The 14657-nt window shown below is 45.0% G+C and carries 16 protein-coding genes; 4 read left to right on the forward strand and 12 right to left on the reverse strand.

Features of this window, described 5'->3' with window-relative positions:
* The first annotated feature begins 18 nt into the window (after window positions 1–18).
* On the forward strand, window positions 19–495 hold the full coding sequence (locus AC5O63_RS06365; RefSeq protein ID WP_004744557.1) for an Lrp/AsnC family transcriptional regulator: 477 nt from the start codon (window positions 19–21) through the stop codon (window positions 493–495).
* Window positions 496–536: 41 nt separating this feature from the next.
* On the opposite strand, the gene AC5O63_RS06370 is transcribed toward AC5O63_RS06365, so the two are convergent.
* From AC5O63_RS06370 to AC5O63_RS06385, 4 genes are all read right to left on the reverse strand, one after another.
* Window positions 537–1241, reverse strand: coding sequence for a DUF445 domain-containing protein (locus AC5O63_RS06370; RefSeq protein WP_425667626.1), 705 nt, complete (start codon window positions 1239–1241; stop codon window positions 537–539).
* A gap of 102 nt (window positions 1242–1343) precedes the next feature.
* A complete protein-coding gene (locus AC5O63_RS06375) occupies window positions 1344–1772 on the reverse strand; it encodes an acyl-CoA thioesterase (protein WP_004744559.1) in 429 nt (142 codons plus the stop codon).
* 232 nt (window positions 1773–2004) lie between these two features.
* Window positions 2005–2340, reverse strand: coding sequence for a hypothetical protein (locus AC5O63_RS06380; protein ID WP_239851250.1), 336 nt, complete (start codon window positions 2338–2340; stop codon window positions 2005–2007).
* Between the two features lie 123 nt (window positions 2341–2463).
* Entirely contained in the window at window positions 2464–3897 is a 1434-nt protein-coding gene (locus AC5O63_RS06385; RefSeq protein ID WP_494504332.1) for a methyl-accepting chemotaxis protein, read from the reverse strand.
* Between the two features lie 284 nt (window positions 3898–4181).
* Here AC5O63_RS06385 and AC5O63_RS06390 point away from each other — a divergent pair, with 284 nt between their 5' ends.
* Complete coding sequence (locus tag AC5O63_RS06390) at window positions 4182–4643, forward strand: GNAT family N-acetyltransferase (RefSeq protein ID WP_494504333.1); 462 nt, start codon at window positions 4182–4184, stop codon at window positions 4641–4643.
* A gap of 10 nt (window positions 4644–4653) precedes the next feature.
* On the opposite strand, the gene AC5O63_RS06395 is transcribed toward AC5O63_RS06390, so the two are convergent.
* A complete protein-coding gene (locus AC5O63_RS06395; RefSeq protein ID WP_494504334.1) occupies window positions 4654–5550 on the reverse strand; it encodes a DMT family transporter in 897 nt (298 codons plus the stop codon).
* A 207-nt stretch (window positions 5551–5757) separates the two neighbouring features.
* On the opposite strand from AC5O63_RS06395, the gene AC5O63_RS06400 reads away from it, so the two are divergent.
* Window positions 5758–6114 carry a hypothetical protein gene (locus AC5O63_RS06400; protein ID WP_004744564.1) on the forward strand — a complete coding sequence of 119 codons (357 nt, stop codon included), beginning with the start codon at window positions 5758–5760 and terminating at the stop codon, window positions 6112–6114.
* Between the two features lie 8 nt (window positions 6115–6122).
* On the forward strand, window positions 6123–6470 hold the full coding sequence (locus tag AC5O63_RS06405; protein ID WP_494504335.1) for a GlpM family protein: 348 nt from the start codon (window positions 6123–6125) through the stop codon (window positions 6468–6470).
* Between the two features lie 38 nt (window positions 6471–6508).
* Here the strand turns inward: AC5O63_RS06405 and AC5O63_RS06410 are convergent, their stop codons facing one another.
* The 7 genes from AC5O63_RS06410 to AC5O63_RS06440 form a co-directional block, all read right to left on the reverse strand.
* Window positions 6509–7348: an energy-coupling factor transporter transmembrane component T family protein gene (locus AC5O63_RS06410; protein WP_494504336.1), complete on the reverse strand. Its 840-nt coding sequence runs from the start codon at window positions 7346–7348 to the stop codon at window positions 6509–6511.
* Window positions 7345–9030 carry an ABC transporter ATP-binding protein gene (locus tag AC5O63_RS06415; protein ID WP_494504337.1) on the reverse strand — a complete coding sequence of 562 codons (1686 nt, stop codon included), beginning with the start codon at window positions 9028–9030 and terminating at the stop codon, window positions 7345–7347. Before AC5O63_RS06415 ends, AC5O63_RS06410 begins: the two co-directional genes overlap by 4 nt.
* 6 nt (window positions 9031–9036) lie before the next feature.
* Window positions 9037–9585, reverse strand: coding sequence for an ECF-type riboflavin transporter substrate-binding protein (locus tag AC5O63_RS06420; protein ID WP_494504338.1), 549 nt, complete (start codon window positions 9583–9585; stop codon window positions 9037–9039).
* A gap of 249 nt (window positions 9586–9834) precedes the next feature.
* Entirely contained in the window at window positions 9835–10965 is a 1131-nt protein-coding gene (locus AC5O63_RS06425; RefSeq protein WP_494504339.1) for an HlyD family secretion protein, read from the reverse strand.
* Window positions 10965–11354 (reverse strand): DUF3302 domain-containing protein, encoded by a 390-nt coding sequence (locus AC5O63_RS06430; RefSeq protein ID WP_004744570.1) that lies wholly within the window; start codon window positions 11352–11354, stop codon window positions 10965–10967. Before AC5O63_RS06430 ends, AC5O63_RS06425 begins: the two co-directional genes overlap by 1 nt.
* A 208-nt stretch (window positions 11355–11562) precedes the next feature.
* On the reverse strand, window positions 11563–13143 hold the full coding sequence (locus AC5O63_RS06435) for a diguanylate cyclase (protein ID WP_494504340.1): 1581 nt from the start codon (window positions 13141–13143) through the stop codon (window positions 11563–11565).
* Window positions 13124–14611, reverse strand: coding sequence for a YiiG family protein (locus AC5O63_RS06440; RefSeq protein WP_494504341.1), 1488 nt, complete (start codon window positions 14609–14611; stop codon window positions 13124–13126). The genes AC5O63_RS06435 and AC5O63_RS06440 overlap by 20 nt, the downstream gene beginning before the upstream one ends.
* Between the last annotated feature and the right edge of the window lie 46 nt (window positions 14612–14657).

Raw genomic sequence — 14657 nt, forward strand, 5'->3', positions numbered from 1 at the left:
ACTTACTATGAGCGATAAATGGATTTAGATCGAATCGACCGAGAAATTCTTCGTGCCTTGAACCTCAAAGGTCGGCTACCTATTGTTGAACTTGCTAAGCAAGTAAACCTCACTACTTCTCCCTGCTCCGACCGTGTAAAACGTTTAGAAAAAGAAGGTTATATCACCGGCTATCACGCCGAATTAAACCCTGAAAAACTGGGTTTGGACGTTCAGGTTTTTATTCATATCAGACTGGATCAAACGAGCTTCTCTATATTTGAAAAATTCGCTCAAGCTGTTGCCGATATGCCTGAGATTGAGGAGTGTTACTCTCTATCTGGGGACTTTGACACCATGATTAAGGTGAGAGTTAAAGATATGAAGGCTTATCAAAACTTTATGTCGACGAAACTTGGCACTTTACCTGGTGTGATCCAAACCCGCAGTGAAGTGGTGATTGAAGAGCATAAGACAAGCTTTGGGGTTAATGCTGATCTGATTTCCAAGCTATAAAAAAGGGAAGCGACGCTTCCCGTACTGAATCTAACTGTGCTTTACGCGACAAATGATGACGCCACACCAATCAGTCCACCAAAGACACCGCCCCAGACAACCAGCCAGCCTAAGTGCTCTTTAATCATCTTTTGCACCATCTCTTTGACGAGTTTAGGCGTTAGCTCGCTTAGGCGCTGATCGATAATGTTTTCCACGTTGGTTCGTATTTCATCCATCATTGCAGGCGCTTCAAACTGCTCTTTCAAAGCCTCTTTGATGGTGTCACTTTGGCTCATATCCACAATGGCTTCTTTCATCTTATCGACAAACGGCTGCTTCATTGGCTGAAGGGCTTCTGTACCACCAAACATCGCCAGCATACCGCCAAACTGAGAGTTCGCAATCACATCAACCAGTGAGTCGAATGTCGGGTTAAAGTCGATCTTCTCGATCACTGGCTCAAGGTTAAGTGACTTACCTCCAGCCATTTCTTTGCTCAAAAACTTATCGATGTTTTCTTGAGTGAAAAACTGTTCCATCATCAGGTTCTTAATCGCCGCTTTAAACTCTTCGAAACGAGCTGGAATTACACCGGAGCCATACAAGCCGGGCACTTTCTCGAACAACATATGAATGGCTAACCAGTTGGTGATAGCGCCTGAGAAAGCGAATAAACCGGCATAAAATGCGACTTGATTACCCGCCTGATGGCCTCCGGCTAGGAGTGCGAGCGCGATGATGTTGGTAAGTAAACTTTTGTTCATGGAGAAAATTGGGTGATTAACTGACAATGGAGCGCAGTATATAACAACTCGATCCTTGTGTGACACTGATTTGCCAAGATAAACGACCCGGTTATAACGATGTTATTTCTCTTCCGTGGCAACAATTGCTTGCTTGATGTGCTCTGGAATCGTCGCTTTGGTTTGGTTCTTAAAATCAAACATAACGCAAGTGGCGGTTCCAACGGTGGTGACTTTGCCGACTTTTTTGCTGACAACAAGGTATTCCATCGTAAAGCGGTCATCCTTTAGCTCTGATACTCTAGAGCCAATCAGTAAGGTATCAGGGTAAGTCACAGGTATTTTATAGCGACAATCGGTGTGCCCTAGTACAGGGCCAATATGATGCGTTTTGAGATCGACCAGTAGTTCGATTTTTTTGAAATAGTCCAGACGTGCTGTTTCGAAGTAGCGAAAATAAACCGCGTTATTGACGTGTTGAAGGGCATCCATTTCACCCCACGCAACAGGGACTTCAGTGACGATAGGGTAGTCGGCAAGTAGCTCTTCCATCTTCATTCTCCATTGATGTCGAGCAAATAGTCTAAATCGAACGGAGGATAAAGTGTTATCGATGTTATCAAATTGTGATCAAAAAAGGTTTCGCACTAAATATACTTGACTCATTTAAGTCAAATGATGCAAATCTCCAGTTCTCCAGTTCTCCAGTTCTCCAGTTCTCCAGTTCTCCAGTTCTCCAGTTCTCCAGTTCTCCAGTTCTCCAGTTCTCCAGTTTTCCAGTTCTCTAGTTATCATACGGCACATCATCAAGTCGCCACATTTTTAGGGTATGACTGACATCTAGGCACTTACCTAGCAAAATCTGGTATTTAGGGTCGTATGGCTCTCCGATGTAGGTTGTCCGTATGAGTTCGCCAGTTTTCATATCCACCTGAGTGACGGTTCTACCTTTGAAGTTTTGCAACAAGATAAATTGTTCGCTTTCGTAGACGAGTTGCTCTTTATAGAACCAAAACGAGTCTTCGGTATGCAGTAGCTTACATTTTAGAGGAAGTGATGAAGAGTGTTGCGCTGCGCTTGGGTTGGTCAACAGCAGCACATACAGTAATAAAGTGCTCATTTCGCCGTCCTTATCCCACCAAAAAGTTAAGTTAAGTATAGGTAAGGGAGTCGAAGTTAGCTGAGAGTTTTATTGAGACAAAAATAAAGGGCATTGAAGCCCTTTATTTAGGTAAAGCACCAGTTATTGAGTTCGATAGCTTTTCAATATGTCGGCAAGCGAAACCGAAGCCTGCGTTAGGTTAGCGACACCAGCAGAGGATTGCTCAGCCACATTTCTGATGGTGTTAGATTGAGTGCGGATATCACTCAGCTCTGTCGCAATATCGTTTGCTACAGCGCTTTGTTCTTCTGCCGAGGTTGAGATCTGAATGCTCATATCCATCAGTGAGCGCGCCGATTCAGAAATGGACTGTACGTCATTACCGATATCCGCGACTAAGTCACTGCTGGTTTGCGCTTGGCTAACAGTTTGCTCCGTAATAGACGCAATACTGTGGGTCTCAGATTGCAGCTTTTCAATCATGGATTGAATTTCAACCGTAGCAGATTGGGTACGGCTTGCTAAGGTGCGAACTTCGTCGGCTACAACCGCAAACCCGCGACCTTGCTCACCCGCACGTGCCGCTTCAATCGCTGCATTAAGTGCTAGAAGGTTGGTCTGCTCAGAAATCGCGTTAATGGTGGTAATTACTTCATTAATCTGAGTGGTATTTTCCGTCAGGCTTGCCACTGACTCAGAAGCTTTACCAATGTAATCGGAGAGTCGAGAGATTTCGCTGATCGCTGACTGAACACGAGTGTGACTCTGTTCGATATGCTGGGCATCGTTCTCTGTTTGCGAAGTGGCTTGCTGAGAAATGTTAGACACCTCTTTAGCAGACGCCGTCATCTCTTCCATCGCCGTGGCAACAGAATCTAGTGACGCGTATTGCTGGCTAATTTGGGTTTCGCTCAGTTTCATCTCTTGCTCAAAAGAGGATGAGGTCTCACTTAAGGTCGTCGCATTCTCTTTCACAGTAACAACCAGTTCGGTCAGAGTATCCATCGCCTTATCAAGCGCGCAGCCGATTGTACCGAATTCGTCTCGCCCAGGATGGAAACCTAAGCGTGAGGTTAAATCCCCTTCACCAATACGTTGCGTTGTCGTGTAGAGCACCCAAAGCGCACCACCGAGGAAGGTGGCAACCCAATAACAAAAAATGGCAAACGGAATCACCCAAAGGAAGCTTAATGAAAAACTGGTTAGTGCTTGTGATTTCGCTGCTTGTACTAGGCTCTTGTTGTTGAGCACAAGTTGATAGGCTTGACCACTTGGAGCCTGCGCGGTCACTGTTGCGATACCATCATTGTATTGAGGTTTGTTGACCGAACTCGTCGCTGAGACGTTTGGCAGTTGTAAAATACTCTCTGCAGAGCCAACGCTTAATATCCCGTTAAGTTGGTGCTCTGCCGCCTGAATTGTTTGCTGCTCTAATGCATTTGTCTCTTGGTAGTATCTGCCACCCGCAATCGCTGCTACTGCAATTAGGAACAAGGCAAATATTACCCACATCTTGTCATTGATGGACATCTTGATAAACAAGCGGTCTATCGTTCGAAATTCAACTTCTTTCATATCAGGATTCCTACACCGTCAATACCAAATGGCTTATCTGTCATTTTGTAAAAATATGTTTATAAATTTATCGGTCTGAGGTGAAGAATTATGAGTCTCTTGTCGCACTAATTTGTAATCATAATTTGTGTTTATGCTATTTATGTGACAATGATCGATATTTGCTGGGTAATTATCCCAATCAAACAATGGACTCACTGATGAGTGAGTCGAGTTTCGAGAGTGTTTTTATGTCGGCTTGATTCTTGCTGTAGCGATTAGCAACGATGATGAGTGGAGTAATCATGGAAATAAAAACTGGTCAGTTAGACCACCCAGCAATTCTTAAGTTGTTAGAAGAGCACCTTGCTGATATGAATGCGACATCTCCTCCTGAAAGTGTCCACGCATTGGATGTGAGCTCACTGCAAGATGAGAGCGTAACATTTTGGAGTGGATGGAAAGCCAACAAACTTATGGGCTGCGCTGCGATTAAACGTTTGGACGCTAATCATGTTGAAATCAAGTCCATGCGCACCTCAAGTGCCGCTAGAAATCAGGGTGTTGCTTCGTTTTTACTTCAGCACGCATTAGACTTTGCGCGGCATGAGGGCTTTACTAGAGTCAGTCTGGAAACGGGCTCAATGGGATTTTTTGCCCCCGCAAGAGCCCTTTATGAGAAGTACGGCTTTCACTACTGTGAGCCATTTGGTGACTACACATTAGATCCAAACAGTCAATTTATGACTTTAGAACTGCGTAGTTAGCGCAAGCCCACTAACTCTGTTCAATCGTTTTTGGGCGTTGGAACATCTGTCGAGGTGAAAACCCGGTCACCATCATGGTGCCACTTAGCACCAAAGTGGTGCCAACGATAGTGTTCCAGCCTATCGGCTCATCTAATATCAGTGTTCCCCATAAAATACCAAATACGGGAATCAAGAAGGTGACAGACAGAGCCGAAGCAGCACCTTCATCAGCAACCAACTTGAAGTAAAGCAAATAGGCTGCGCCAGTACACAAGACTCCAAGTGCAAGAACCGACAACATCTCTTGTTGGCTAGGTTCACCTCTCATAGGCATAAAAGGGAGTAGGGGCAATATAATTAACACGGCTGCCCACATATTTCCGTGGGCGTTGTCGAACGCCGCAATTTTCGGTGCCGTCTTCGTATAGTTTGTTGCGATGCCATAACTGAACGCTGCCATTACACCTGCAAATATTGGTAGCGCAGCATCAAGGCCGATGTTGATTGCATCGACACCGACTAAGGTGATCACCCCAGCAACCCCGATCAACATGCCTAGACTGGCTTTAGCAGTAAGAATAGCTTTGTGCCAAAAAATACCAATCAACGCGCCCCATATCGCCGCAGTTGAATTTAATACCGATAAGGTAGAGGCGTTAAGTGTCTGCGCTGCATAGGCAAACAGCATAAAGGGTAGTGCGGTGTTGAATAGCCCGATGATCATAAAGTGTTTGAAATTACTGCGAAATGCGAGCTTCCGTTTTAAATACAGTGAAACAAGCAGCAAACTGATCGCAGCGAACCCAACCCTAAACTCAATCAAAAAAGCAGGGCCGAAGGTATTCGCGGCGATGCGCATAAATAGAAACGAACCACCCCATATAGCGGCTAGGCAGATTAAGCGAAGAAAGCTTGCTGTACTCATTATTATTCCCTTCTTATTTGTTACGCCAATGTGAAGCAAACTGATGTAATAGGCAATAGTAGAAAGGATTAGATTTCCGAAAGTGGCTAGGATCTTATGTTGCGGTGTTTTTCCATCTGATGAGAAAGTGCCCAATTTAGGGCATCGTCATCGTAATGCAGTACTACTAACCTAGAACTTATTTACCTAGCATAAGCACATCACGTTATGAACTTGATCGTTAATGTCCACAAAGGTATTCGAAAACACGGCTTTGAAATGGCCACGCGACAAGCATGGAAGTGTGGGATGAAAGCCAATTTAGTGAAGCGTGTTATTGGTGTCGCTCGTGGGCAGATAGTCTGCGTGATTGAAGGTGTTCGCCCTGAGCTTTCGACCGAGATTAACAACGCGCTACACAGTGATGAGAAGCAAGGTCGATATGTCTTCGTTGGTGGTGTCGTCTGGCAACCCAATGATCTGCTCGCCCCTGGATTTCCTGACTTTATGTTTATGCACCTAAGAAACTTGGGCACTAAACATAAATATATGACCGACGACGAACTGTTTCTGAATCTGGCTTAGGGGGGGAGATGATAACGCTATTTCTAAAGTGTTTGCTCGGCGCCGCTGCGGTGATGATGATCGCATTGCTGTCTAAGTCGAAGAGTTTCTATATTGCGGGATTAGTACCGCTATTTCCAACCTTTGCACTGATTGCACACTATGTGGTGGGAAGTGAGCGAAGTATGGAGGACTTGCGTGTTACCGCACTGTTTGGACTCTATTCGCTGTTGCCGTACGCTAGTTATTTACTCGCGGTGTATTATTTCAGCTATACCTTTTCGCTCTTGCAAACCTTATCGATGGCGACAGCGGTGTGGCTTACCTCTTCGATGGTGTTGCTGCTTATTTGGACCAAAGCATTAGCTCTGAGTTAAACAAATGCCTAGAGCGGACCCTAGGCTTTGTTACTGTCTTAGAATGGATACCAAAAAAGCTCTGTTTCCAAATAGCGTTTCACGATTGCGAGTAAGACGATCAACACCACTGCGACTAGACATAGCTTGTCAGAGCTTTGCAGAGGGCTAGCGCTATACCAGCTACGCGCTTTATGTCGACCAAACCCTCGTAACGTCATTGCATTCGAAATCTGGTCGGCGCGATCAAGGCTTGAAAAAATCAGCGGTCCGAGGATTTTTGCGACATTCTGCATACGTTGGAAAAGAGGCGTGTTTTTAGAGATATCGAGTCCGCGAGCCTGCTGAGCATGCATGATGTTGACGAAATCATTTTTCACTTCTGGTAAGTATCGTAGGGTCAAACTCACCGCATAAGCAATCTTATATGGCACACCAATTCTGTTTAAGCTGGCAGCAAACTCGGTTGGATGGGTAGTAAAAACAAACACCAAAGCAATCGGGAACATACTGAAGTACTTGAGTGTTACTGTGATCAAATAAAACAACGTCTCTTGGGTAAGCGAGTAACCACCGGGTAGGGCGAACAGAACGTTATGGCTGCCGATGAACTCTGAGCCTTGCTGTGGGGCAAGCAAAAACATAAACAGGGCGTTAAGGAGTAGAACACTCGCCGTTCCAATCAGTAAAGGTTTATACACCTTAAAAGGCACTTGAGTGAGTTTAAGCAGATAAAGGCCTGCTAAAATCAACACACTGATCATGCGAAGATCAAAGGTAGTAAGCACAACCGTGACCCAAGCCATGAATAAAGCAAACTTGGTAATTCCGTTTAACGCATGTAGCGGAGATTTGGTATCGACATAGCTAATGCCAAACTTCATTTTAGAGGCATTCATGCGACATTCTTCTCTTGTTGGATAAAGTACTGCATAAAGGCGTTTTTGTTTTCCACCTCTAAACTTTCGGCCAAATCGTAAAGGCTGGTGGTAGTTAGGTTAGCCTTATCTAATAGCTCTGGTTGAGTAAACACATCGGTCATTGGAGCATCAGCGATGAGCTTGCTGTCTGAAATGACAATCGAGCGGTGGGTATACTCCAGTACTAAATGCATATCATGAGAAATGATGATGACGGTAATACCCAATTTTTGGTTTAGTTTGCCGATGAAATCTAGCATCGATGTGTAGTTTCGGTAATCTTGACCTGCCGTTGGCTCATCCAGTATTAATAATTGCGGTTCTAACGCGAGAATTGAAGCAATCGTAACTCGCTTTTTCTGTCCGTAGCTGAGAGCCTCGATTGGCCAGTTTCTGTACTTACTGAGACCACATAACTCTAGAGTATCAAGAACTTTCTGTTCGATTTCTTGCTCTGTTAAGCCTTGGTTACGCAGACCAAATGCCACTTCGTCAAAAATCATATGATGAGAGATCATATGATTCGGGTTTTGCATCACGACACCCATCTTCTGACTGCGTTCGAAAATGGATAAAGTGGCAATGTCTTGGCCTTGAAAAGAGATAGAGCCTGAGTCTGGACTCAGTACGCCCATAATGAGTTTAGTAATGGTTGACTTACCTGAGCCATTCTTACCTAAAATAGAAACGAACTCACCTTGCTTGATGTCAAATGAGACATCTTCAAGGGCATTTTTTTCACCGTCGTAAGAATAGGTTAACCCCTTAATGGACAACAGAGTGTCGCTGCTCAAACTTGTGTTGATAGGGTGAGCTTGCCACTGAGCAAATAAGGGTTTGTACGATTCTACGGGCATCGTGCTCAGGGAGGCACAATGGTTTGCATCTACTGGGCATTGAGCTGCTTTCAGCGCAGATAAATACAAAGGCTCTCGAATGCCATGACTGTTTAATAGAGAAGACGAGAGGATTTCGTTTGGTGACATATCGGCGACGATTTCGCCTTGCTCCATCAAGATCACTCGGTCAACGTGACGATGCAACACATCTTCAATGCGATGCTCGATGATGATGATGGTTTTGCCTGTCTCTTGATGCAGTTGATCTATAATCTCGATTGTCTTGCGCCCTGTTTTAGGGTCAAGAGCGGCGAGAGGCTCATCAAACAGCAAGGTATCGACGTCGTCAACTAAAATGCCCGCTAAAGATACCCGTTGTTTTTGACCGCCAGACAAATCATGAGGTGAGCGTTCAAGCATATGTTCTAGCTCAACCATTTTGGCAGTGGACTGTACCAGCGGGTACATCTCAAGGTTGGAAGCAAGCTGGTTTTCCAGTGCAAAGGCTATGTCTTCGCCCACACTGAGCCCAACAAACTGGCTGTCAGTATCTTGCAATACGGTGCCAATTTGCTCGGTGTAATGGTGTAGGTCTAGCTCTGAGACACTCTGACTGTTTAGAGTTAGGTTCCCTGAAATTTCGCCTTTGATAGCGTGAGGAATCAGCCCGTTTAAGCATTGACCAAGGGTAGATTTACCACTACCACTTGGCCCGATAATGACGATTTTCTCTCCTTTCTCTATCCTTAGATTGATATGTTTTAACGTCGGTTTATCCAGTGACTCATATCTAAAAGAGAAGTCAGAAAATTCAATTGTCATTGATGATTAAGCCTCAGTCAGATTGCGGCTTTGCTTATTGCGTTTCGCAACAGACTTAAGAATAAAGTAACCTACAACGGCGATGAGTACTGTGTTGCCTGCGGCGATGATTGAAAGCTGAGTAAACACTTTGGTGAAAGGTTCAGCGTAAAGAATTGTATCGAGGAAGGCAGAACAGCCATAGCCGATGATATTGCCAAACAATGCGAGCACGACAAAAAGCGAAAAGTCTTTTAAATTAAACTGACCTTCAGCTAGGCGATTTTGGGTTAACGTTGGGAAGAAACCTAGCACAAGACCGACGATACCTGAGCCTAGCACCCATGTTAGCCAAACGCCCCATCCTGCGAAAAGGTCAGTGACCCAGTGACCAATAAACCCAACTAAAAAGCCAACAACAGGCCCAAAAAGGACAGAAAAAAGTGCTAGGACTGCCATAGCTGGCTTAAGTGTGGTGTTAGCGAAAACTGGGATGCCGAACATTGGTAAACCACCAATGCCATATAAAGCAGCACCAATCGCAATAACAACAACGGTTTTAGCCGTAAGATTCATAGATAACCCTTCGTCGAAATCTTTAAAGAACTTAGTTCACAAGCGGTTATTTTGATTAAGTTTTATACGCTTGTAACGGTAAGGCGCCGATTATACCCCCTAAGCGATGGCTTGGAAAGATAACGGGCTAGACGTCTGGATACCTTGTGTGCAAACGGAAAGGTACAATTCCAGAGGTGGACAGACATCACCCAAATGGAGAGCAAATCCCGCTTTGGGTGATTGTCATTTTTCTTAGGTCAACAGGCTCTAGTGGTCGAGATAGAGATAGTTCTGCCAGCTTTTCATACGAATCAGTACTTTGCGCATAATCGAAACATGAGTGAACTGATCAGAATAAACGGCCACTTCTACTGCGGTACCTAAAGGGAGGTGATACGGAGAAAGGTCGTCAGTGATTCTTAGTTTCGCGAACACTCTGCCACTGGTTCTTAGCGCTTCGGTGCCTAACAGAGCACCTCTAGCTTGAAACTGGCTTTCACCAATCGCAGGCAGGATCTCTACCACCTCGCCCTTAAACACCTTACCCGGTAGTGCTCTAAACAAAAATTCAGCTTCAAAGCCGGGCTGTAAACGTTGTAGAGAGTTTTGCCTAAATGCAGCGGTATAGAAGATCTCTTCGGTATGAACAAAGGTCATAACTGGCGCGAGTGGAAGCGGAACTGCCATCACACCCGGTCTCAGAGCTAGTTGGGTAGCAAAGCCGTCTGTTGGCGCTCTCACTATGGTTTGCTCTAAATTGAATTCCGCTTGGCGCAGCTCTTCGATTAGACGGGCAACGGTTGTGTTTTCGCCACCTATTTCTGAATCGAGTGCCAACTGGGCTTGTTCGACTTTCGCGCTCGCGACATTAACTGAAGATTCTGCGGCTTTATAGGCTTGACGTCGAGTGTCGAGTTGTTGTTCGGTAAAAGCCCCTTTGTCGAACCCGCGCTGATAGCGGTCAAACTCTCGCTTCGCTTTGTCTCGTTCTGCAATGGCCTTGTTTTTGGCCGCAATGGCTTCTTGAAGGGAAGAGTCGAGTCCCAGAGCACCTTGGCTAGCCTCTTTAATCTGCGCTTTCTTCTTAGCTACCTCGGCTTCATAAGGAATGGGGTCTATTGTGAATAACACTTCTCCTTGCTTGAGCGGTTTATTCGCTTCGACGGGAACATCGATGACTCGTCCTCTTACACCAGAGACTATTGGGGTGGTGGAATAAACTTGATTACCAATTTGAGTAAAAGGGTGGTTGTAGTTCATCAATAAAATGAGCGTTCCGATAAGTACCACTCCACCGAGTACCGCTGTGGGTACGGTCCATTTATTGAGCGGAATATTGAAAACTTTGAAGATGGTAATGCACAGCGCCGCATAGGTTAGAATGAGTAATAGATCCATTATTGCTCCTCCTCATTGCGATCAAACTGAGGTTGTATCGTTGAAGATGAGTAGCTCTGCTGTTTGAGTTCAGCGACTTCTTTTTGCAACTGACTGACTTGGTCAATGAGCTCATCTACACGATGATGAATATCGTGCTGCTCCTCTTCAAGCCGTTTGAATCCCCAACCTCTTTCTTTGCGCCATAAAGTGGCCCATATCCAAAGAAATGGCCAAATGGCATGGAGTGTAAACAAACTCACCCAACCTGCGTAATGAATGGCATCTTGATGTGGATGCTCGCGATCTCGGGCGATCTCATAAGGGATATCGTGAATCACGATAATGCCGTAAAAAATAACCAGCGCAACGAAGATCAAAAGACCTAACGCGAAATAGTCTAGAAACATACTAACAATCCTTGGTCATAGTATTTAAATATAGAGAGCTGCTCTAATCAGTATAGAAATAAAATCAAACAATTAGGCGTTTGTTGCTTGATCTGGTTAGAAATAATGACACGGTTAGAGCATCAGAGATGAGATTGGAGGTCAAGCAGAAGAGATAAGGTTAAAACGCCTATAATTGAACATCATAGGCGCAGGCAAAGGGGATAGGCTATTCAGTACAGACTTGGTTACGTCCATTGGCTTTGGCGCGATAAAGTGCTTTATCTGCTCGGTAGAAGGTTCTTTGGGTATTCTCGCCTTCACGGTGAAGCGTAATTCCGATACTGACTGTTAGCCCACGTTCACCCAAAATGCTTTGCCAACCGAAATTGAAAATGCGTTCACGATAGTTTTCGGCGTGCATTTCAGCTTGCTCTAAGGTTGCGCGCTCTAAAATGACCAAGAATTCTTCACCACCAAAGCGTACACATGAAGCGCCACGGAACTTGAAATATGCGGCGAGTTCGTGAGAGACATTCACAATCGCTTTATCGCCGACTAAATGGCTGAGTTCATCGTTAATCGATTTAAAGTGGTCAATGTCTACTACCATCAAAGCAAAAGGTACATCGTGGAGTAACAGGTCTTTGAGCTTAACATCTAACCAACGACGGTTATGCAGTGAGGTAAGTGGATCGGTAAACACGTCTTGCTGAAGCTGAGCCACGGTATGTTTCTGGCTCTCAGTAGTCTCTTTCAGCTCTCTATTTTCTTGTTCTGAAAGAATCAGTTTTAATTGCAGCTCAAAGCGCGACAAGCGGCGTAATTGGCTAGCTCCTAGCTCTCCAATTGGAATCTTTTTCATCAGATCGCTTTCGATACGATAAGCGCTTTTTTGATATTCTAACGCGCCCTTAAAATCGTCTTTTTGTTCACATATCTCAGCTAAGGAGTTGCACAGCTTTAGGTTTAGAATAGGAGAGGCATAGAGTTTGATTCGACGCCTTGCTGATTCTAGCACCCAGTTGGCGATATGAGGTTTATCTTGCTCACTAAGACAGGCGGCTAGCTCTAGGCGGATCATATTAGAGAGCCAAGTAGAGTGTATGTTACCAGCTGAGTATTGGACATTGCCCAGTGACTGCATGGCTAAGTCGAGCTGTTTGTTTTGCCTGTAGAGCTTTGCTTGGTAGAGCAATATCTGTCCGGAGAGTACTTTGTCACTGACCAAAATGCTTAGCTCTTCACACTCTTTAATCAGGTCATTCGCTGCTGTCGTTCGTTTGAGCTCTATGTAACAAGAGAGCATATAGAGCTTATAGCGGAGGCGTAATGAGCGACTGCTAATAGCGTGGTCAATACTGTCTATTTTCTGATAGTACCTGAGTGCGCGGTTGTGATCCCCATAGGCATCGCAAAGGTTCCCCATACCAAGAACGGCAAGGACATAAGCATCAATATAACCGCTATCTACCGCAATGGTTGAGGAGCTAATATATTCATTTAATGCGCCGTGAAAGTCGCCGTTTTCGACGAGCCTATCTGCTAGGCCATTCTTCACTTCCAGTATTAGTTCTGCGTCTTCAGGCAGTGATAAGTAATCGAGTGCTTCTTTCAGTTCATCAATACTGGTTTGCAGTTGCTTTAACTCAACACGGTACTCAGCACTGATTATTAAGCATTGAGCGATCTCTTGGGGTGACGTTGCTACATGTCGACGTACATGATTCCAAAAAATGATCGCCTCTTCACCGGATACGGAGGAGGGATCTAAGCCAGAATCGGAAATTTTATTGAGTAAGGCTTCCATGCTGCTCTTCCTGTTGCTGGCTATCTTCTAATTGCTCTAAGGTAAATGGGAATGTCAGGATATCTTGGAAAATCACTTTGGGTAGTGCATCACTCAATCCTTTTCTGTGCCAAGGGTAGATCTCAATCATTTTGGCCAAGACATGGAAAACGTTGACGGCTTCATCGCCTTTATCAGCGAGTAAGATTCCTAAACGCTCGCTGCTGAGGCGAGACAGCATATCTTGCTTATTACAGAGCGAGTGAGCGATCTCTGTACACACATCTAGGTAATTGGAATCTTTATGTTGAATCACAATCACAGCATGATTCGAGCGTTTTAGCTCGGTCTTAAACAATACCAGTTGTTCCCACCAGTAGGTTTCTGACACCATCTGGCTGAGCTGCTTCTCAGGGTCAAATTCATGCTGACCACGAATTCGATTGATAAGTTTACGTGCTCTCTGTTCAAGCTGGCGTTTGGAGGCTCTCGCTTTGTCGTTACTGACTCTTGCGGTTTGCTCCCTAAGCATATTGGTTGAGTGCTTACGGTATTTTTGGAAGGCTTCTAACGCGGTTTTATAGTCACCTGATTCTTCTGCGACGCGAGATTGCTGAAAACAGATTTGTGAAAGTAACTCGCCATTATCAAATGTGACTGCTGACTGCTCCGCTTGAATGAGCAGTTCTGCGGCTTGTTTAGGGTTCTTACGCAGTAACTCAACTCGGGCACGACTGATAAATGAGTGTGCTTTCATCCACACAAGGTCATGGCGCATCGCCAGTTCATGGGCTTTACGCGTCGCTTCTTCTGCATCTTCAACGCGCTCTAAACCGAGCAGGGCAAGGCCTCTAAAGTCCCAAACTTCTGCTTGCCAAGTATTGTCGTGATGATCTTTAAGCGCTTCGGCAGCACCATCTAGAACTGAAAGCATCTCAACATAGTTGTTGAGTAGGTAATGATCCCACGCCAACAAGATACGCGCTTTACCTTCTAACCAGTTGATTCGAGCATTGTTCGCTACGATGACGGCTAACTCATGAGTGGTCTTAGCGAGATTATACTCGTGAGTGATTCGCCAAACATTACCGAGACCAATCAAGGATTCGAGTTGAATTTCAACTTCGTCAACCAAAGCGGATTGCTCTAAGGCGTTGATCCAGTATTGCTGGGCAGAATAGTATCTCGCTTGCCCCCAATAATGTAGGGCATGGATATGAAGAATTTCAGGGAGTAGGTCGTCGGTGTCTAGGGCGTTGAGTTTACCGTGAGCCTCTTTGATGTACTTGAGTCCTTTGCGGTACTCCATGATACACCAAGCGCATCGGGACATAATAATAAGACACTGAATCTCCCCCTCGGGGTAGAGGATTTGCGCAGAACGCGCGGCACACTGCTCAGCGATTGCCCAAACTTTTTCGGGCTCCGATTCGACCTTGCTTTTTAGCTGATCTATTTCGACCTCTAGAAGTCGCTGGCTTTTATCCAATGAATCAATCCTTTAAGGCTATTACCGTAGGCACACAACATATTAT

This window comes from Vibrio sp. SCP2, assembly GCF_059295395.1.

Bases quoted from the DNA above. Each gene is read 5' to 3' on its own strand.
- AC5O63_RS06365 (WP_004744557.1), top strand. From the start codon at position 19: ATGGATTTAGATCGAATCGACCGAGAAATTCTTCGTGCCTTGAACCTC.
- AC5O63_RS06370 (WP_425667626.1), bottom strand. From the start codon at position 1,241: ATGAACAAAAGTTTACTTACCAACATCATCGCGCTCGCACTCCTAGCC.
- AC5O63_RS06375 (WP_004744559.1), bottom strand. From the start codon at position 1,772: ATGGAAGAGCTACTTGCCGACTACCCTATCGTCACTGAAGTCCCTGTT.
- AC5O63_RS06380 (WP_239851250.1), bottom strand. From the start codon at position 2,340: ATGAGCACTTTATTACTGTATGTGCTGCTGTTGACCAACCCAAGCGCA.
- AC5O63_RS06385 (WP_494504332.1), bottom strand. From the start codon at position 3,897: ATGAAAGAAGTTGAATTTCGAACGATAGACCGCTTGTTTATCAAGATG.
- AC5O63_RS06390 (WP_494504333.1), top strand. From the start codon at position 4,182: ATGGAAATAAAAACTGGTCAGTTAGACCACCCAGCAATTCTTAAGTTG.
- AC5O63_RS06395 (WP_494504334.1), bottom strand. From the start codon at position 5,550: ATGAGTACAGCAAGCTTTCTTCGCTTAATCTGCCTAGCCGCTATATGG.
- AC5O63_RS06400 (WP_004744564.1), top strand. From the start codon at position 5,758: ATGAACTTGATCGTTAATGTCCACAAAGGTATTCGAAAACACGGCTTT.
- AC5O63_RS06405 (WP_494504335.1), top strand. From the start codon at position 6,123: ATGATAACGCTATTTCTAAAGTGTTTGCTCGGCGCCGCTGCGGTGATG.
- AC5O63_RS06410 (WP_494504336.1), bottom strand. From the start codon at position 7,348: ATGAATGCCTCTAAAATGAAGTTTGGCATTAGCTATGTCGATACCAAA.
- AC5O63_RS06415 (WP_494504337.1), bottom strand. From the start codon at position 9,030: ATGACAATTGAATTTTCTGACTTCTCTTTTAGATATGAGTCACTGGAT.
- AC5O63_RS06420 (WP_494504338.1), bottom strand. From the start codon at position 9,585: ATGAATCTTACGGCTAAAACCGTTGTTGTTATTGCGATTGGTGCTGCT.
- AC5O63_RS06425 (WP_494504339.1), bottom strand. From the start codon at position 10,965: ATGGATCTATTACTCATTCTAACCTATGCGGCGCTGTGCATTACCATC.
- AC5O63_RS06430 (WP_004744570.1), bottom strand. From the start codon at position 11,354: ATGTTTCTAGACTATTTCGCGTTAGGTCTTTTGATCTTCGTTGCGCTG.
- AC5O63_RS06435 (WP_494504340.1), bottom strand. From the start codon at position 13,143: ATGGAAGCCTTACTCAATAAAATTTCCGATTCTGGCTTAGATCCCTCC.